This is a genomic window from Candidatus Nitrosopumilus sp. bin_32a (genome assembly GCF_054095935.1).
Map to the genome: position 1 here is coordinate 216,663 of NZ_JBSWSN010000005.1, position 18,049 is coordinate 234,711.

At 33.3% G+C, this 18,049-nt stretch carries 24 protein-coding genes and 1 pseudogene; 13 read left to right on the top strand and 12 right to left on the bottom strand.

Annotated features, from left to right (window positions below; all coding sequences use genetic code 11):
- Positions 1-23 precede the first annotated feature (23 nt).
- A complete protein-coding gene (locus ACW9XH_RS06110) occupies positions 24-569 on the top strand; it encodes a hypothetical protein (protein ID WP_457759751.1) in 546 nt (181 codons plus the stop codon).
- A gap of 66 nt (positions 570-635) precedes the next feature.
- Here ACW9XH_RS06110 and ACW9XH_RS06115 read toward each other — a convergent pair whose 3' ends face one another.
- A complete protein-coding gene (locus ACW9XH_RS06115) occupies positions 636-1,190 on the bottom strand; it encodes a hypothetical protein (protein ID WP_457759752.1) in 555 nt (184 codons plus the stop codon).
- A 140-nt stretch (positions 1,191-1,330) separates the two neighbouring features.
- Entirely contained in the window at positions 1,331-1,879 is a 549-nt protein-coding gene (locus ACW9XH_RS06120; RefSeq protein ID WP_457759753.1) for a DUF1722 domain-containing protein, read from the bottom strand.
- Between the two features lie 140 nt (positions 1,880-2,019).
- On the opposite strand from ACW9XH_RS06120, the gene ACW9XH_RS06125 reads away from it, so the two are divergent.
- Positions 2,020-2,928: a peptidase gene (locus tag ACW9XH_RS06125; RefSeq protein ID WP_457759754.1), complete on the top strand. Its 909-nt coding sequence runs from the start codon at positions 2,020-2,022 to the stop codon at positions 2,926-2,928.
- A 105-nt stretch (positions 2,929-3,033) separates the two neighbouring features.
- Here the strand turns inward: ACW9XH_RS06125 and ACW9XH_RS06130 are convergent, their stop codons facing one another.
- On the bottom strand, positions 3,034-4,125 hold the full coding sequence (locus tag ACW9XH_RS06130) for a DUF1297 domain-containing protein (protein WP_457759755.1): 1,092 nt from the start codon (positions 4,123-4,125) through the stop codon (positions 3,034-3,036).
- A 95-nt stretch (positions 4,126-4,220) separates the two neighbouring features.
- Between ACW9XH_RS06130 and ACW9XH_RS06135 the strand changes: the two genes are divergently transcribed.
- From ACW9XH_RS06135 to ACW9XH_RS06145, 3 genes are read left to right on the top strand one after another with little or no spacing between them, the layout of a single operon-like run.
- Complete coding sequence (locus ACW9XH_RS06135; RefSeq protein WP_457759756.1) at positions 4,221-4,364, top strand: hypothetical protein; 144 nt, start codon at positions 4,221-4,223, stop codon at positions 4,362-4,364.
- Positions 4,365-4,422: 58 nt separating this feature from the next.
- Positions 4,423-4,980, top strand: a complete 558-nt coding sequence (locus ACW9XH_RS06140) for a UbiX family flavin prenyltransferase (protein ID WP_457759757.1) — start codon at positions 4,423-4,425, stop codon at positions 4,978-4,980.
- Between the two features lie 7 nt (positions 4,981-4,987).
- Positions 4,988-5,416: an SRPBCC family protein gene (locus tag ACW9XH_RS06145; RefSeq protein ID WP_457759758.1), complete on the top strand. Its 429-nt coding sequence runs from the start codon at positions 4,988-4,990 to the stop codon at positions 5,414-5,416.
- On the opposite strand, the gene ACW9XH_RS06150 is transcribed toward ACW9XH_RS06145, so the two are convergent.
- The 3 genes from ACW9XH_RS06150 to ACW9XH_RS06160 are packed head-to-tail and all read right to left on the bottom strand — an operon-like array spanning position 5,413 to position 6,937.
- The gene (locus tag ACW9XH_RS06150) at positions 5,413-5,619 is read right to left on the bottom strand and encodes a Sec-independent protein translocase subunit TatA/TatB (protein WP_457759759.1); all 207 of its coding nucleotides are present in this window, start codon (positions 5,617-5,619) and stop codon (positions 5,413-5,415) included. The two genes, ACW9XH_RS06145 and ACW9XH_RS06150, sit on opposite strands and share 4 nt — an antisense overlap.
- A 26-nt stretch (positions 5,620-5,645) precedes the next feature.
- Entirely contained in the window at positions 5,646-6,440 is a 795-nt protein-coding gene (gene tatC, locus ACW9XH_RS06155) for a twin-arginine translocase subunit TatC (RefSeq protein WP_457759760.1), read from the bottom strand.
- Between the two features lie 29 nt (positions 6,441-6,469).
- On the bottom strand, positions 6,470-6,937 hold the full coding sequence (locus ACW9XH_RS06160; RefSeq protein WP_457759761.1) for a hypothetical protein: 468 nt from the start codon (positions 6,935-6,937) through the stop codon (positions 6,470-6,472).
- A 59-nt stretch (positions 6,938-6,996) separates the two neighbouring features.
- Here ACW9XH_RS06160 and ACW9XH_RS06165 point away from each other — a divergent pair, with 59 nt between their 5' ends.
- Both ACW9XH_RS06165 and purS read left to right on the top strand, forming a co-directional pair.
- Complete coding sequence (locus tag ACW9XH_RS06165; RefSeq protein ID WP_457759762.1) at positions 6,997-7,419, top strand: hypothetical protein; 423 nt, start codon at positions 6,997-6,999, stop codon at positions 7,417-7,419.
- A 135-nt stretch (positions 7,420-7,554) separates the two neighbouring features.
- Complete coding sequence (gene purS, locus ACW9XH_RS06170; protein ID WP_457759763.1) at positions 7,555-7,815, top strand: phosphoribosylformylglycinamidine synthase subunit PurS; 261 nt, start codon at positions 7,555-7,557, stop codon at positions 7,813-7,815.
- Between the two features lie 2 nt (positions 7,816-7,817).
- Here the strand turns inward: purS and ACW9XH_RS06175 are convergent, their stop codons facing one another.
- On the bottom strand, positions 7,818-8,120 hold the full coding sequence (locus ACW9XH_RS06175; RefSeq protein WP_457759764.1) for a CBS domain-containing protein: 303 nt from the start codon (positions 8,118-8,120) through the stop codon (positions 7,818-7,820).
- 3 nt (positions 8,121-8,123) lie between these two features.
- Positions 8,124-8,273 (bottom strand): annotated as a pseudogene (locus ACW9XH_RS06180) (hypothetical protein); the annotation flags it as partial.
- Positions 8,274-8,310: 37 nt separating this feature from the next.
- Here ACW9XH_RS06180 and purQ point away from each other — a divergent pair.
- From purQ to ACW9XH_RS06200, 4 genes are all read left to right on the top strand, one after another.
- The gene (gene purQ, locus ACW9XH_RS06185) at positions 8,311-8,991 is read left to right on the top strand and encodes a phosphoribosylformylglycinamidine synthase subunit PurQ (protein WP_457759765.1); all 681 of its coding nucleotides are present in this window, start codon (positions 8,311-8,313) and stop codon (positions 8,989-8,991) included.
- A complete protein-coding gene (gene purL / locus ACW9XH_RS06190) occupies positions 8,988-11,168 on the top strand; it encodes a phosphoribosylformylglycinamidine synthase subunit PurL (RefSeq protein ID WP_457759766.1) in 2,181 nt (726 codons plus the stop codon). Before purQ ends, purL begins: the two co-directional genes overlap by 4 nt.
- Positions 11,169-11,451: 283 nt before the next feature.
- A complete protein-coding gene (locus ACW9XH_RS06195; RefSeq protein ID WP_457759767.1) occupies positions 11,452-12,894 on the top strand; it encodes an amidophosphoribosyltransferase in 1,443 nt (480 codons plus the stop codon).
- A gap of 52 nt (positions 12,895-12,946) precedes the next feature.
- Positions 12,947-13,225: a DUF427 domain-containing protein gene (locus ACW9XH_RS06200; RefSeq protein ID WP_457759768.1), complete on the top strand. Its 279-nt coding sequence runs from the start codon at positions 12,947-12,949 to the stop codon at positions 13,223-13,225.
- A 108-nt stretch (positions 13,226-13,333) separates the two neighbouring features.
- On the opposite strand, the gene ACW9XH_RS06205 is transcribed toward ACW9XH_RS06200, so the two are convergent.
- Complete coding sequence (locus ACW9XH_RS06205) at positions 13,334-13,510, bottom strand: hypothetical protein (protein ID WP_457759769.1); 177 nt, start codon at positions 13,508-13,510, stop codon at positions 13,334-13,336.
- Between the two features lie 519 nt (positions 13,511-14,029).
- On the opposite strand from ACW9XH_RS06205, the gene ACW9XH_RS06210 reads away from it, so the two are divergent.
- Complete coding sequence (locus ACW9XH_RS06210; protein ID WP_457759770.1) at positions 14,030-15,265, top strand: sensor histidine kinase; 1,236 nt, start codon at positions 14,030-14,032, stop codon at positions 15,263-15,265.
- Here ACW9XH_RS06210 and ACW9XH_RS06215 read toward each other — a convergent pair.
- The 3 genes from ACW9XH_RS06215 to ACW9XH_RS06225 all read right to left on the bottom strand — a co-directional run bounded on the left by ACW9XH_RS06215 (position 15,260) and on the right by ACW9XH_RS06225 (position 17,135).
- Positions 15,260-15,631, bottom strand: coding sequence for a response regulator (locus ACW9XH_RS06215; protein WP_457759771.1), 372 nt, complete (start codon positions 15,629-15,631; stop codon positions 15,260-15,262). The two genes, ACW9XH_RS06210 and ACW9XH_RS06215, sit on opposite strands and share 6 nt — an antisense overlap.
- Before the next feature lie 19 nt (positions 15,632-15,650).
- A complete protein-coding gene (locus tag ACW9XH_RS06220) occupies positions 15,651-16,505 on the bottom strand; it encodes a hypothetical protein (RefSeq protein WP_457759772.1) in 855 nt (284 codons plus the stop codon).
- Positions 16,506-16,937: 432 nt separating this feature from the next.
- Entirely contained in the window at positions 16,938-17,135 is a 198-nt protein-coding gene (locus tag ACW9XH_RS06225; RefSeq protein ID WP_457759773.1) for a hypothetical protein, read from the bottom strand.
- Between the two features lie 83 nt (positions 17,136-17,218).
- Here ACW9XH_RS06225 and purC point away from each other — a divergent pair, with 83 nt between their 5' ends.
- A complete protein-coding gene (purC, locus tag ACW9XH_RS06230) occupies positions 17,219-18,043 on the top strand; it encodes a phosphoribosylaminoimidazolesuccinocarboxamide synthase (RefSeq protein WP_457759774.1) in 825 nt (274 codons plus the stop codon).
- Positions 18,044-18,049 lie beyond the last annotated feature (6 nt).

Consider the following 18,049-nt stretch of genomic DNA (forward strand, 5'->3'; position numbering starts at 1 on the left):
CTTATTTTGAGATGATGTTCATTATGCTAGGAAAATATGCTGGGTTTGTTGGTGAAGTTTGGAAGGATTTTCCACAACTTGCAGAATGGCATGATGATGATCCCTCCCTTCTCTCAATGTGGAGTATGGACAAATTTATCGAAGCTGGCTATCATAATTTTCATGCAGAAAGAAAGCAATTATTCCATATCAGTAAACTAATTGAAAATTATGCTCAAGAAAACAGTCAGCCCTTACTTGCAACCTTTGAAAAAATTTCTCGATACAAATTTGTTGAAAAAAGATATCAAAAAATGATTGAACAGATACCAAAAATAACAGTTGTTGCAGATTATGGTAAAACTCAGATTGATACTCCGCCAAAAATTAACGTGATTAATTGTAAGGATACATCATTGATTGATGTCTGGAGTGTGATTACTAGAGGCCCTTATGGTCCATTTGGCTTGATAGCTGAAGAGTATGAAAGTGGCAAATTTAGAGGATTTTTCACCCTCAATCCTAATGTATGTAGACATGCAGTTAGTAAGATGAGTAAAATTCTAGGAACAAATTTTACGCTTCAATAATTTTTATAATGTTTATCACCGGATTACAAATTAAAATAATTTTATTTTTTTGGTAATCACAAACTATCATGCAAAATCAATCTGTGATCTTAGATTTTTATTTATGATGTCTATTGCTTTTTGAATCACCTGTGGGCTAATTGAGAAGAATCCTGAAAATTTACCGTTTCCCATTTCCTCTGCTACTAAACCAAATGGGCCGTTAGGACCCTTTGTTACAACTATCCACATATCTGAAATATTTGTTCCATCACAACTAATCACTTCAGCTCCTTTAGGTGGTTGAGGTTGTAAAAATGGATTGTTGAAGTTTCCAATTATCCATGCTTTTGGAATTTTCTCTAGAATTTCGATGTATCTGTCTTCTACATATTTGAATCTCTTTTCTGTCTCAAAAGTAGCTAACAATGGGGTGTTATGCTTAACCGCATAATTTTCAAGTAAGATGCTGATTCTGTACAATTCTTTTCTTGAAGTAGTGAATCGCACATGGCCTGCATCCATCCATTCCTCTAATGTCCACAGTATGTTATGATCAGTGACGTCTGTTTCTTTTGCATTTGTTAATGAAGTAAACTCACTGTAAATTTCTGCTAAGAAACTATTGTAACTTTGACTCATAATAGTTTGTCTGTATACTCATATTTAACCTGCTGATAAATATTATTTCTAGTGCTAATTTTATTCATTAACTATGTAAAATCACTTGGTATTTTAATTTGATTTAGATATTTTTGACACATGTTATTTTGGTGATTATTCTAATTAGATAGTTTCAGTGACTGTAATATTTTAAACAAATTTCTGTCTTCTTGATTTGAATATAGTAAAAAATATGTTTGACTTGCAAGATATGTATTGTTGAATCGATATATTATAGGATTAATTTCAGAAAGAACTTCTCCAATTGAAATTTTTTCATCCTTAAAATTTGCCAACAATTCAAAAAATTTCTCTTTCTCTTGCTGATTAAAATTATTTGAAAAAAATCCAAATATGTGTAATATTACATTACTATGTGTCTTGGTGGTGGGTTCTGTCTCTAAGGCTATTTTTAGATGCTTTTCATACTCTTCCAATATCTCTGAGAATTTAATTTTTTTATTACTGGCAACAATATTCCCTAGAATTTTTAATTCATCTTGGTTATGAGCCATAATCATGTGTTTATTCATCGCTTGAAATGAATCTAGATCTTTTATTTTATTTGATTTTTTTAACTCTTTAAAACGCTCAATTACATATTCCTTGATGTCTTTCTCAGTTAATTTTTGTACAGGGGTACTGACATTTGCTTGTTTTTCTTTCACTTTTCAAGATCTTTCTAATTTACATATAAACAGGAAACATGTTTTTTCACTTTACCACTATGTTTTATGATTATTTCATAAATTACCACTAGAATGTGATCTTATCACTAGGTTAAATATAGGAAGTGAAAAAAATCAACATGAAAACAATAATTACTGCAATTTCGACAATTGCTCTACTTTTAGTAGTAACCTCAACTATATCGTCTGCATATGCAGAAGTACCTAGTTGGGTAAAAAACAATGCAGGATGGTGGGCTGATGGGACTATCACTGAATCTGAATTTATTTCAGGTATAAAATTTTTAATAACTGATGGAATAATCGTAGTGCCTCCAACAGCCGTATCCTCTGAAACATCTGACGGTGTTCCTGCTTGGGTAAAAAACAATGCAGGATGGTGGGCTGACGGAACTATCACTGATGGTGAATTTGTAAATGCAATTCAACATTTAATGTCAGTTGGAATAATCAATCTCCCCCCATCTCAAACCACTCCTATAGAAGATAAATCTGTAATTTCTGATAGTTCAGAATTAGGTTTACTAGAAGCCCAGTTGGATAGATGTTCAGAAATCAAAAAATCCTATGATCGACTCAACTGTGAGAGATCCGCCAAATATGACATCACTGCATATCACTACAAAATGGTTGCAGAATCATATCCTGCAGGACCTGTGACTTTCTACTGGGCTGGATTGGGAACTGATGGAAATAGTCTCGAGATTACTTCTTCAGGTCAAGCAATGCTGAGACTACGTATTCTAGTTGAAAATACTGGTTCTAGTCAAGAATCATTGTTTTGTACTGGACCTGCAATCTGCAACTATGATGTAACAAACGGTGACACTGACTTCAAGTATTCAGGAATGGATTTCACAAATGGTCAGATCATTCTAAAACCTGGTGAGTCCAAAATATTCAACATGTTCTTTGGACCAAATATTGGCGGTGGCGGAACTACATTTGAATATGATTCCGGAAAAGACTACTACTTTAGAGGCAGTGAATCCTTTGGTAGTGTTTCAATCCCATTAAATTTGGGATGAGCACTTTTTTTAAATTTTTTAAAATCATTTATTTTATTTTGCCTGCAAATTTCTTAATTTTAGGCGTAATTTTTGGCAAAATATTGATTAATTTTAGAAAAATTACTATGTGACAATCTCATCCAACCTGTCTTCTTCTTGAGCCCGTTTAATCTCCATTGCAATTCTTCTGCCAACACCAAATGTTTGACCGTATTGATATTTTGTATAAGGACTAGTTGTTGCAACAATTGGGTTTCCTGGAACTCTTAATGACACATCATACACGATTAACTCTAAATCTTTTGTAATTACGCTTTGTAACGAAAACGGGCCAATTATCCCTGGAGCATATTCCTTCTTTACTGCTGCTACAAATTTGTCTCCCATTTTGAGTACCTTTTCAAGAAGTGATTCCCTAATGCTTGCAGGAGTGTGTCCTACTTCGATATTTTGTAAATCAACGTCCATTTCTAATTGCTCTTTTGCTGGAAGTGCATTGTAATCATGAATGTTAGTCTGCAGTCTCCTCTCAATTCCAATAAAATCCACTTGGTTTGAAATCGGGGTGTGAAAGAAATTAAAATTCATATATGTTCCTATTGCCAATTCTTCAATACTTGATTTTTCGAGATCCTTTCTTGCAATCACACCTTGCTTGATTTTTTCTTCAGATTTTGTCACATAGTCTTTGTATGATGAAACTGTAAAGAATGCTCTTTCTAGGGGTCTCTTTTTTTCTTGAACTTTGACAATACATGGCTTGTTGATTCGTTTAGGATCTTTGAATAATTTTGGATATTTTATTCTGGCTTTTTCTAAAAGATAGTATTGTCCTTTTTTAGCAGTTCTTTCTTCTGCTTGAAATAATTTTCTGTTTCCAAAAATTGGAACTTTGAATGAATTTTCTATAGTTTTGTATCCCAAGTATACTGTCAGTGATCTGTGTGGAACTATGATTGTACTAGAATCTCGCAGTTCTTTTTGATATTTGGCAGATGCCATGTCTTTGAATTTATCTAAAACTGTAATCTCATCTGCAATGCGGCCAAATCTTTGGTATGGGCCTTCCCTTCCTTTTTGACAAAAAACTCTGGTTTGAAAATCTTCATCTTTTGCACCGTCCATTATTTCTAGTGCTGAGTGACTCCCAAGAACGCCAATTTTTACATCAGAATAATCATTGACAATTTTCTTAATCTCGGAACTTTTAATCACATTGTGCCTGCATATTGGTATCTAATATAGCTAATTTTTGATTATTTAGATCGGTTGATCAATAGACTTTTTTCGATTAATGTTTGATACTTCATATGCTGTATAATTTTGAACTCCAAATGCTTGGAGTTCTTCTCATTCCTGCAATGATTGCTGCCGGTATTTTCATGTGGTTTAAACGAAGAAAATCAAACCAAGAATTATCTGATGTTGAAAATACAGATTCTGCAAATATCTAGTGTTATTTTCCTCTTCCTATCTAATACATAAAATACTGTGACTTTGATTGATTAATTATTGAAACTTGTAATTGGAATTACTGGAAGTACTGGTGTAATCTATGGAATTAGAATGCTTGAAACCCTCAAAAAATTAAACATTGAGACTCATTTGATACTCTCTGAATGGGGCGAAAAATGCATTTCGATGGAAACTGATTTTACTACTGATTATGTAAAATCCCTTGCAACAAATATCTCTGATGAAAAAAATATGGCTTCAAGCGTTTCTAGTGGCACTCATAGAATTGATGGGATGATTGTTGCCCCTTGCAGTATGAAAACCCTAGCTGCAATTGCAAATGGTTATGATGATACTTTGGTAGCTCGAGCAGCTGGAGTTACAATCAAAGAATCTAGAAAATTAATTCTTATGGTGAGGGAGACTCCTCTTTCTGCAATCCATTTGGAGAACATGCTAAAGCTTGCCCGATTGGGTATTGTAATTTTACCTCCTGTAACTGAATTTTATACAAAACCCAAATCAATTGATGATATTGTAAATCATGGTGTTGGGAAATGTTTAGACCAGTTTGACATAGAGCACAACTTATACCCTCGATGGGGCACTCTCTAAACTACCATTGCCTAAATTTTCTTTAGAAAAAATTGTCAACAGCAATCGGGACAATGTTTTTGAAATTTTCTCAAATTTTGAAAACTATCAAAGAATAATTCCGCAACATTATCCATCAGTTCGCGTTCGTTCAATGCGTGGAGATGTATCTGTAGTTGAAGAACATTTGATTTTAGGGGAAATGGAATTATTAATTATGACAAAACATGTTTCTCAAAAACCAATCTTGCATGAAATGATTGTAATTGGTGGTGATGCAAAGGGAAGTAGAATCAAGCAAGAATTCATTGAACTTGAAAATGTAACCCGAGTCCTAGTGGATGTTGATTTGAAATTTAAAGGAAAAATGAAGATCTCAGTCATGTTTGGAAAAAATAATTTCAAACAAGATTATGATAAAATATTGGATGATTTTGTAAAACTTGCTGAGAACTAGTCTGATTTTGCTTCTTTATCCTTGGAACTACTTTCTATCTCTTCTTTGAATTCTTTTAGATCTTTATCTGCCTCGATTTTTCCTTTCTCAAATTCACCTTTGGCTTTACCAAATGTTTTGGCCAGTTCTGGAATCTTTTTTGCACCAAAAATCAATACGCCGATGACTACTACTAATATGATGATCTCTGTGCTTCCTAGCATATTACAAAATATTCTTGATTTAAGATTTAAGTGTTCGACTTTTTTCGATCTTTACGTTCAATGATTATCATGCCTGCAGCATACAGTGCAACCATTGGGCCTGCAACAAACATCATTGTCACTCCTGTTCCATCTGGTGTGATCACTGCTCCGAAGATCACTATGATTACTATTGCATATCTGATATTTTTTCTCCAAAAGTCTGCATCGACAATCCCTGATGCTGCTATTGCATACATCACAAGAGGTAGTTGAAATGAAAAACCAAAAGCTAACAAAAATTGTAACACGAATGTTACAAATTCCATCACATTTAGAAAAGTAACTAGACCTGCACCCTCTCCGTATTTATACAAAAATTCCAACATGTATGGAATTACAAAATTATATGAGAATACACATCCTGCCACAAATAATCCTAATGCCGGTAATGAGATGCTTCTGCTAACATTAATCTCGTTTTCTTTTAATGCCGGTTTGATGAATCCTACCAATTCTCGGATGATAACTGGCATTCCTACAACAACTCCGACAAGAGCTGCAACATACATTTGAGCAAAGAATGCTTGACCTGGCGCTGTTTGAATTAATTGCACGCTTTCTGGAACTAAATTTATTCTCATGTGATTTGTTATCTGTGCTGCCATATTGTGAGTTGGTTCAAGTGTGGGATAATACAATGTGAATTGGTTAATCTGAATTGGTTCTGCATGAACCATTAAAAGAAATGCAGAAATTCCTCCTATCACTAAAACTATTCTAACAAGTCTTTTTCTTAATTCATTAAGATGTTCATTAATCCCGTCTAGTTCTTCGGACATTTGTTATCATTAATCTTAAACTATAATAATTATGTCGGGATTGGCAATAATTTTGCTTCTGGAAGTCCTGCTTCTTTGAGTGCATCGGCAGTAATTCCTCCAAATTCTAATGATATGACTGCCTTTACATTAAATTTAGATTCCATCTCTTTTGCCAAATTTGAAATGTCTGTGGCAGAATAGATTTCTTTAGAGCCTTTGAGGATTATCCTATCTCCTTTTTCCATCTCTTTACCATTGTATTTTCCTTGAAGGAATTTGGTAATTTCTGGTAATTCTTTTCTATCTATATTGTTGTAAAAATAACATATTCCTTTAACTGATTCATAATCATATGCTGTTCCATTTCTATACATGAAAACACCGATAAAATGAGCCTCATCTTCTGGTTCTCTAATGCATTTGATTTCCCAGTTTAGCAAATTTTTCTCATCATATGCATAACCTGCCAATTCCTCAGATGTGATTTTCCAGTATCTCATTCTGCCTTTTGCCATTATGAAATATTGTAAATTATTCTGATATAAATTCCATCTCTATGTGACTGGGCAATTTTTTGTCTTCTTTTATAGCAAATTCACATAATCACTATGTGATAGACCAAAAAAACCCCCTGTATCCTGTAGACCTTGATGATTATCCAAATCTATTTGATTTTGTATTGACTGCAGATGGATTGATCTACTTTCAAACTTTGAAAAGAAATTACATACTTGGAAAAGAGATGACTCTAGATGAATACAATAAACTTCGATTATTGTATGTGTATTATGCTACTGCTAATAGAAATCCAAAAGAAGTTTTTGCATGGCAAGATATTTGCATAACGCTAGACGATAGAGGAATTTTTGAGAAAGGCATGTATCTATCAAAAGAATCTTTGAAAAATAATTCAATGATTGTTGAAAATCCAAACTATCAATCTGGCCTTTACAGAATTTATGCAGAATATGTTAAGGAAAAAATGAATTCAAAGTAACCGGATCTGGCCTGGTGATATCTTGACAACACAAGTCCTCAAACCCGGATACCTGACATCTATTTCAAAATAACTATAAAAGCACAAAATTATTCGGAAGATAGATTAACCTCGATTTAATTTTTTAATTTACAAATGGCACTTTTCCAAGTTAATGTAACTATTGAAAATAAACCTGGAATTAGTGATCCTGAAGGCCAAACCATTCTAAATGATTTAGTTCTAAAAGGAACTCACAAAACTGTTTCAAATATAAAAACTGCAAAGATGCTAAAATTTACAATCAAAGAAAAAGATAAAAAATCTGCCCAAGCCAAAGTGCAGGAAATTTGTGATGAATTGAGAATTTACAATCCTATGGTAAGTATAGTTACAATGGATGTTTTTGAAACTTGACTCTATTCTGAATTTATGTTATCCATTGTGGCGTTAATCAGCAATTTACTTCTGAGAAACTCTGCTAAATTTGTCTGAGTTATCACTCCTACCAGTTTTTCATTTTCAAGCACGATTAAACGTCTGATATTGTCGTTTAGCATCTTTTGAACAGCATCTTCTATTTCTGAATCTGGTTTGACCCATTTGAAATTTTTAGACATTATGTTCTCTAATTGAATTTTTGATGAATTGAGATCTTTCGCTGTAATTTTTCTTACGATGTCGCTTTCTGAAACAATTCCTACGGTTTTTTCTTCATTCATGATTACAAGAAAACTGATCTCTTTGTCTTTTAGAATGAGTGATGCATTAAGTGCTGTTTTGTTATGATCTATGGTGATTACATTTTTTCCATGATGTCCCTTACTTGAGTCATAGCGATCAAGTGGTTTCTTTACATAAGAATTTACTCTGATTAATTCAAATTAAATATCTCTGAATGTTTGAAGAATTGTGAAAGTTGGAGTTATAGTTTTTCCAGGCAGTAATTGTGATCGTGATATGTATCATGTATTGACTGACGTATTTCATTTAGATGCAGAATATTATTGGCATGAAAAAGAATTGCCAAAAAATATAGATGCTGTAATTCTTCCAGGTGGATTCTCTTATGGTGATAGACTAAGAGCTGGCGTCATTGCAGCTCACAGTCCAATTATTAAAGACGTTAAAAAAATGGCTGAAAAAGGAATTCCTGTTTTGGGTGTATGCAATGGATTTCAAATTCTTGTAGAATCGGGATTACTCCCAGGAGTATTGCTCAAAAATGAGTCTCTTAATTTTATGTGTGAATGGACTAATTTGATTGTAGAAAACAACACCACTCCATTTACAAACAAATTCAAATTAAATGAGAAAATTCCAATCCCTATAGCTAATGGTGAGGGCAGATATTATGTTGATGATGAAACTATGAAGAAATTAAAAAAGAATAATCAGATTGTTTTTAGATACAGTGAGGTTGTAAACGGCTCATCCAATAGAATTGCAGGTGTATGTAATGAGGCTGGAAATGTTGTTGGAATGATGCCTCATCCAGAAAGGGCAGTTGAATCTGATATTAATCCAATTGATAACAAACCCTCATCTCTTATCTTTGAATCATTGATGGTGGAAATGGGTGTTAGTAAATGAGTCTTGAAGAGCGAGAATTATCTGAGTTAAAATCAAAAATTGGTAGGGCCCCAACTTCTACCGAACTCCAAATTGTAGCTGCTGAATGGTCTGAACACTGTTCTTACAAATCTTCAAAAAAACATTTGAAAATGTTGCCTATGGATGGACCTCTGGTAATTAATGAAAAAGGATATGATTCTGGAGTTTTAGATGTTGGTGATGGGTATGTTGTTACTGCACACATTGAAAGTCATAACCATCCATCTGCTGTAGAGCCATACGGTGGTGCTGCAACTGGTGTCGGAGGAGTAATTCGAGATATTTTATCTGCTGGAACAAGACCTATTGCAATTTTTGATGGGTTGAGATTTGGAGACATTGAAAAAGATTTGCAAGCAAGATGGCTTTTTAAAAATGCAGTAACTGGAATTGCTGATTATGGAAACTGTTTAGGCATTCCGACTATTGGTGGTGAAGTTGAATTTGATGAATGCTATGAAAACTATGCATTAGTTGATGTTGCTGCATTAGGTTTTGGTAAAAAAGAAAATTTGATTAAAAATCATGCAAAGAAAGATGACATTGTTGTGTTGATGGGTGGCGCGACTGGTAGGGATGGCATTGGTGGCTCTCAATTTGCATCTGATTCGCTAGAATCTGAAGATCGTTCAGCTGTTCAAATTCCTGATCCTTTTATTGAAAAATTGATTATCGAGGCTGTTTTGCAGGCTAGAAATGACGGTTTGATTCACGCTATGAAGGATCTTGGTGGCGGTGGTTTGTCCTGTGCAATTTCTGAAACTGCTGATGCACTAGATATTGGAATAGAGATGGATGTGGACAAAGTTCATACTCGTGAATCTGATATGCATCCAGATGAAATTATGGTGTCTGAATCTCAAGAAAGAATGTTGATTGTTACTAGTAAGACTAAATTGAAAAAACTAGAAGAAATTTGTAAAAAATTTCGTATAGGATGCTCTGTAATTGGCTTGGTAAAGTTTGATAATCAAGTTCATATCAAAAAAGGGAAAAAGACAGTTGCTAATTTGGCTGCTGATGTTGTAGCTAATGCGACACTACTTGATTTGCCATCAAAAGAGCCATCTTATTTGAAAACAATTGAGAATGAAAAGAAATTCAAACCTATTTCTGATTACTCTAAACTCATGATGAAGTTACTTGCGTCACCAAACATTGCAAGCAAGATTTGGGTTTACGGACAATATGATCATGAAGTCGGTATTAGAACTGTAGTAAAACCTGGAACTGATGCGGCTGTACTGCGATTAGATAACGGAAAATACCTCTCTGCAAAAATTGATGGCAATCCAAAACAATGCTACATTAATCCTCGAGAGGGTGCAATTGGATGCTTTGAGGAAGCATGCAGAAATGTTGTATGTACTGGAGCTAGACCAATTGGAATGCTTGATCATCTTCAATTTGGAAATCCAAATGATCCTGAAATCTTTTGGACATTTTTAGAATCTCTAAAGGGCCTGACTGATTTTGCCAAATCTTTTGAAATTCCATGTGTGGGAGGAAAAGTCAGTCTTTACAATGAGACTCCTGCAGGCTCAATAAAACCAACTCCTGTTATTGGTGTTATAGGACTAATTGACAAGAAACCATCTGTACCTCAGAGAATCTTAAAAGGTGATTGTTTGTTGATTGTTGGTGATACTAAAGATGAGCTTGGTGGTTCTGAATACTTTGAATATGTTCACAAATTTATTGGAGGAAAATGTCCTGCAGTTAACTTTGAGGATTCAAAGAAACATATGACATCTGTTCTTGATATAATCGATAAAAATCTCATCAAATCTGCACATGATTGCTCTAAAGGGGGATTGGCAATTGCAGTGTCTGAAATTTGTATGACTAATCAAATTGGTTGCAAAATTTCATTGGATAAAGTTCCTGCTGAAAAACTAGATGTTGACAGAATTTTATTTTCTGAAAGTCATTCTAGATATCTTTTATCATTTGACAAGAAAAACACCTCAAAGATTGAAGACATTCTCAAAAAGAACAAAGTTTCATTCAAACAAATCGGTCAGTTTGGCGGTGAGCAAATTCAATTCACAAATGCTTCAAAATTAATTATTGATCTTGATTTGAAAAAAGCACACAATATTTGGCTACATGCACTTCCAAATTTAGTTTTGCATGGTAAAAAAACTATTTCGTAGTAATTTTCATTTATCAATAAATTTCTCTTTATCTTCTAAATTCCATTACATTTTACTTTAAAAATAATTATGTTATTTCATCATTTACTTTGATTTACATGGTAAATTATGAATGAGCTATCTGGTCTTATCAATAATCTCTGATCGCTAAAACTGATCAGCATTTTTATTGTTCAAAGTTAGTTATGGATCAGGGAATGAAGGCGTTAACTGATTTTTCAGCTAAGTTTTACACTTTTTCGAGCCTTTTGATGATGTATTTGCCCAAGGGGTTGGCATAGATTTGCCTAAAGTCAAAGAAAACTGTGGTGTTGTTGGAATTTACAGTTTATCTGGAACAAATGTTGTTCCAATGGTCTTTGATGCATTACGAGCTTTACAACACAGAGGACAAGAAGCTTGGGGATTTGCAGTTCCAAACAAACCTCCATTTAAAAAAGTAGGATTAGTTTCACATTCTTCATCTGATTTTAAAAAAATTTCTCAAGAATATGCATCCCCCTGTGTTATTGGACATGTTAGGTATTCTACAATGGGTACTAGCACACTAGAAAATGCGCAACCTTTGAAAGTAAAAGATCTATGCATTGCACATAACGGCACAATTGCAAATGCTCAGGAACTATCTAATTTAGTTGGAGGATGCTCTTTCACTCCTCAAAATGCAAGTGACACACTTGTTGCAGCACAAAGGCTTGTAGCATTGATTTCTGAAAATGGTGGAATGGGAAAAGCACTATCTATCCTCAAAAATGAGATGGTTGGCTCTTATTGTTTTACATTCATCTCTGATGATAATTCTGTCTATGCTGCACGTGATCCTAAAGGATTCCGCCCAATGGTTTTAGGGCACAAGGAATCTGATGACACATACATTGTAACTTCTGAATCAGCTGCTGTTACTGCAGTTGGAGCAACACTTCAAAGAGATGTGGTTCCTGGCGAATTAATTAAATTAAGTAAAAACGGTTTGGAGACTGAACTCTTCTCAACTGATCCTTCTCGTGCACATTGCTCTTTTGAATTTACTTATTTTGCACACCCTTCAAGCAATATGGAAGGACACAACATTTACGTTTCAAGAAAAAAAATTGGACAATTCATGGCAAAGAAATTTCCAATCAAAGATGCCGATCTGGTAATTCCAGTACCTGATTCTGCAAGACCTGCAGCATTAGGATATGCTCAAGAACTCGGTGTGTCTTTTGATGAAGGTTTACTAAAAGACAGATATAGCAAGAAAGGTCCATTGCGAAGTTTTATTGAACCTCATCAAAGTGACCGTGTTGAAATAAATCGATGGATAATCCCAATTAGTGAAATAATTAAGGATAAACATGTGGTTGTAATTGATGATAGTCTCGTCCGAGGTACCAGCTCCAAGGCTATCATCAAGGCTCTTCGTCGTGCAGGTGCTAAAAAAATCAGCATGTTGATCACATATCCTCAAATTAACTATCCTTGCTATGCTGGAATTGATTTTCCATCTCAAGAGGAACTTGCTACATTTACTGATGGAAAAACAATGACTAGTGACGAGATTACTGAAATGGTTAGAAAAAGTATCGGTGTTGACTTTTTAGGGTATAATGATGCTGAAAATCTAGCTGACGCAGTTGGAATGCCAAAAGAGTCCATGTGTTTTACTTGTTCTTCTGGAAATTATGATTCATTGGGAATAAAACCTGATTTTTCTAAACGTGAGCAAGTCAAGGCTACGACCTAAAATCAGTTTATTTGCAGATTTAATTAAATATGGTTTAAAATATTCCATACTTATGAAAGCAATTTGGAATGATGTGGTCATTGCAGAAAGCAGTGATACTGTCGAAGTAGAAGGAAATCATTATTTTCCGTTTGATTCCATCAAGCAAGAATATTTTAAAAAAACTGAATTGACTACCGTGTGTGGATGGAAGGGAACGGCAAATTACTATTCAGTTATTGTAAATGGAGAAACCAACAAAGATTGTGCCTGGTATTATGCCGAACCAAATGATGCTGCCTCTAAGATCAAAGGAATGGTGGCTTTTTGGAATGGTGTTGAAATACAATAATTATTTTGTTGATTAATAATTCATTTTAATTATTAGAACCAATGTGATATTTGTTTATTGACGTATGATCTAAATTACAATTATTTTTTATTTGCATTTCTACTATGCTCAATTTTTGATGCAGTGATTGCACTGTGTAAATTTTTCCGTAATTGCTTGTTCGAGTGTATCTGGAACAAAGTAAATTTTGTCTAATTTTTTAATTTCAACGATTTTACAATGCGGTGTCATTGCTGCTAAATGGTGGACTATTCCTTCTGACCTATTTCCTAAATATCCTGGCATAACTATATAGTAATTTATCGAGAATATCTATTTTTGCTTAACAATTTATAGAATATCCTATGAATATATAGAATATCAGGCACAAAATCTACAAATTAAGCCGGTATATATTTACCATAATCTAGAAAGAGTATGTTTAAAAAAATACTTGGAAAATTGAAATTTGGTGTATGTAAAACCAAAACAGCAGACGATGTTAATGCATTCAAAGAGTCTGAAAAGAAACACGAGGAAAAGTCAAAATAAAATGAAATACAATTGCAGAGAATGCACATTTCATTGGGATGGATATTCGGATACTTTTGATAAAGTATTGATTCATGAAAAAACCCACCTGAAGAAGGTTATCGTCTAGTGGTCATTTGTAACAAATGTTACAATGAACACCATGATCAATGCATGGAAAAGGCCGGCATGTTTGAATGCAGCTGCGAAAGTTGTAAGAAATAACTCATTTTAATTTCAGAAATTATACTTTGGATATAAAGAGTAAAAAAGAATTCAATTCTTGAATTATTGTTGAATTTAAAAGAAAAAATTGTTTTAATTATTTCATTACAGGTACTTTTGATTATCTCTAGCTTTCTAGTTCTGGTTTACATTGAGCAGGAATGGCTTGTTCTTGGAAATTCTATAAATCAGGCCGGTTTGAATAGATTTTTGTCTGCAAATGTAATGTTGGATTTACATTCATCTTACAATCACTCTTTTGGAGATCGTTCTCCATCTCTTAATTCTCTGAGAGAAAATGTATATCTATTAAAATATGGTGGCATAATAAATAATGAAAAAATTAAGCCACTTCCTGATGAACTTGTGCCTTATTGGGAAGATGTATTATTTGATCTAGAAATATTAGAAAAAAATATTGAAGAATATAATTCTCCTGGTGGAAATACTGTTGAAAGACATGCTGTAATTGATTTGAATTATAAAACTTTGTTGACTAGCTCTGGCATTCTAACATCGAAAATCTCTATGTTTTTACAAAAGATAGATACTTTGTCAATTAATTTACAGATGGGCTTTCTTGTGATAAATTCACTTGTTCATGTATTGCTTTTAAATTTCATTTTTGGAATTTTAAAGAAAGAGTCTGAAGAAAAAATTAAATTAGAAAAATTTGCAATAATTGGAAAATTTGGTGCAAGTATTTCACATGATCTTAGAAATCCTTTAACTGTGATTAAAGGCTCTATAGACATTTTAAAATTAAAAAAAGATAAACCTTTATCTGAATTAGAAGAAAAACAATTTGCAAAAATTTCTCAATCTGTTGATGATATATCATATCTGAGTAATGATATCTTGGATTTTGCAAGAATGCCAAATCTTGATCTGAAAGAAGTTGGATTATTGGAGATTATTAAAAACAGTATAGATGAAATTAAAATACCTAGTAGTATTGAAATTAAAATTCCTAAAAATGACTCTAAAATTAAAGTTGACAGAATTAAAATTCAATCTGTAATTTCAAATTTAATTAAAAATTCAATTGATTCTATTGATGGCGAGGGTAGCATTTCCATTAAATTGACCGATGGGCTTGATGATGTACTTCTAACTTTTACTGATTCTGGTTCTGGCATTCCTTCAGATGTTTTTCCTCATCTTTTTGAACCTCTTTTTACAACAAAAATGCATGGTACTGGACTTGGATTGGCAAGTTGTAGAAGAATAATTGAACAACATGGGGGAACTATCGAAGTCCTAAATAATCCTACGAGGTTTTTCATTTATCTGCCAAAATCATGATTTTTTAGGATAAAACTTTCCTGCTAATTTTTTTAACTTTTCAGCGCTATATGGTTTTTCAATCAAATCCAACGCATTACTTTTTTTTGCCTTTGCCCATTTTGAATAATCTGCGTGGGCAGTCATAAGGATGACTTTGACATCTGGAAATTCTTTTTTTAATTCAAAGAATGTATCATACCCGTCTTTTTTGGGCATTTTTACATCTAAAAATATCAGCCCTGGTTTTTCTTCTCTGTATTTTGATATGCCCTCAATTCCATTTCTTGCCTTGATTACTGAATAGCCAAAAAATTCCAAAAGCGTGGATGTGGTGTCTAGAACTGCTTCATCATCGTCTACTACGAGAATTGAACCTTTGGTCATCTGAACCTCCTTCTTTTACTCATATGCCTTCAACTGAAATCCTTTGTAGTATTTCTGAGCGTTCCTTGTAAAATATCTGTGCTTCTAAAACGAAAGATGAAAACCATTTTTGGATGTCTACATCATTGACCAATACACGATTTAGCATTTTTTTAGATTTTTCTGTTTTTTTATCCATGTGTAAATTTGGTAAATACAATAAAGTAATGAAATACCAATAGGAGATCATATTGCCCATGATTTTTTCATTCATTGATTGAGACAGACTGTTTGATTTTATGTTAAAAAAAGAAATCAATTCAAAAAATTTTGAATTCTTTACGTCAATAATGTTGGGATTGTCAAACAATAGGCCTTTTCCAAGCAGTTTGAGGTTGTAGACATTTTCTCCTGTCATTTTTTTCAAAAAATCCCATCTGCCAAAAATTTTGGGAAGAATTAACTCATAATTTTTAGCCATTTGATCTATTTCGGTATTGCTCAAATCCAATGAATCCAAACAAAACAAAATTCCGAAAAGAGATAGTCTATACCTGTTTCCTGGGTTCCTTTTGGTCGATTTACTGTCAATTAAAATTAGATTCAGATTTAGGATCCCTTCTGAGTACTTTTTCCTGTCTGTTCGCCCTATTAGCAATCTTCTGAATTCTTTTTCCTTCACCCTGACCTTTTCATTATCTGTAATTAATGGCACTTTTGCCATCTCCCATGTGGTCATGGGGCCATAAAGTGCTAGAATTTTTAAAATATTTTGAACATTTTGATGATGTTTAGATTTTGACTGTTTTCCCCCATATCGTTTAGATGCTTCTTTTCGAATATAATATTTGTAAGATAAAAGATTGGGAATCCTTTCATCACTAATAATAACCATACCGCAATTGGCATGTTAATTTTATATAAAATTTCTTAATTACATACATTAAGAATGTCGAAAAGAATTACCATTGTATTGCAGGACGATTTGATAAAGAAACTCCGAGTTAAGCAATCAAAAATGATTCAAAATAGCACTGCATCTGTGAGTTTTTCAAGTGTGATAAATGATCTTCTAAAAGACTGCATGAAGATCAAATAATTCAAATCCCTTATACTCTTAATTGTTGTAAAAAAAATTCGTTTTTGATAGTTATCATTCGTCATCATAGTCATAATCGTCATCATCATAACATTCGATGAAATCAAAATCATACATTTTCATGTTATTTTTATATTGTAAGAGAACATATGACTTGGGTGTGCGAAACCTGTTTTTTACAATATCTATATAGTTAATTAAAAATTCTTTTATTATGATGAATGTGATTTAATCCTCATCGACTTTATTGTTGTACTCGTCTACTTTGCGATTATATTCATCAATCGCTTTATTTTCTTCATCAATGTCTTCAAAAATCTCTGGATTTTCCACTTGAGCTTTCTTCATTAATTTTTTGAACGTGTCAGGGTCATCCTTTTGAAGATCCAAAAGCAGTTTTCCTATTGATTCATCAAGATTGCTCATATCCTAACTTGTCTCTAAACTGGTATCTTTCTTATTGAATATACTCCTAGAAGTTAAATTATATTAAAATCAGTCATAATTTGTTGAAGTTTCTCACTAGTGGCAAGGTAAAGGATCTGTACGATGTAGATGAATCTAGTATTTTATTCAAATTCTCAGACAGAGTTTCAGCATATGATGTAAAGTTCAGGCAAGACATCCCACGAAAGGGGGAGGTTTTGTGCAAATTTGCAGAATTTTGGTTTAATGAATTGTCAGCACCTAATCATTTCATCAGGCGAGCATCTGATACGGAGATTGTTGTAAAAAAGATGAAAATGCTTCCAATAGAATGTGTTGTTAGAGGTTATTTCTATGGCAGTCTAGTTAGCAGATGGAAAAAAGGCGAGGTGATGTTGCCTGAAGGTACTGACACGACACTAGCTGCAAAATTGCCTGAGCCAATATTTGATCCTACCACCAAATCTGAACATGATGTTCCGATAAACAAAGCTAAGGCACTTGAGATGAATTTAGTTACAGAAGAACAATACAATTGGTTGGAGAAAACATCTGTTGACATTTACCAAAAGATGGCAAAAATTGCTGATAATGTTGGTTTTATTTTGGCTGATTTAAAATTGGAATTTGGATTATTGGATGGTAAAATCACATTAGGCGATTCTATTGGTCCTGATGAATATCGTCTGTGGCCTAAAGATTCCTTTAAGGTTGGAAAAATACAGGAGGCATACGACAAACAACTCTTGCGTGATTGGTTGACTGAAAATGGATATCAGAAACAATTCGATGATGCACGTGATGCCGGCAATGAACCTGTAGCTCCTGATATTCCGCAAGAAATAATTTCAAAAATGACTGAGCGATATGTGCTTGCATATGAGAAGTTAACTGGAAATACTCTTTAGTCCTCA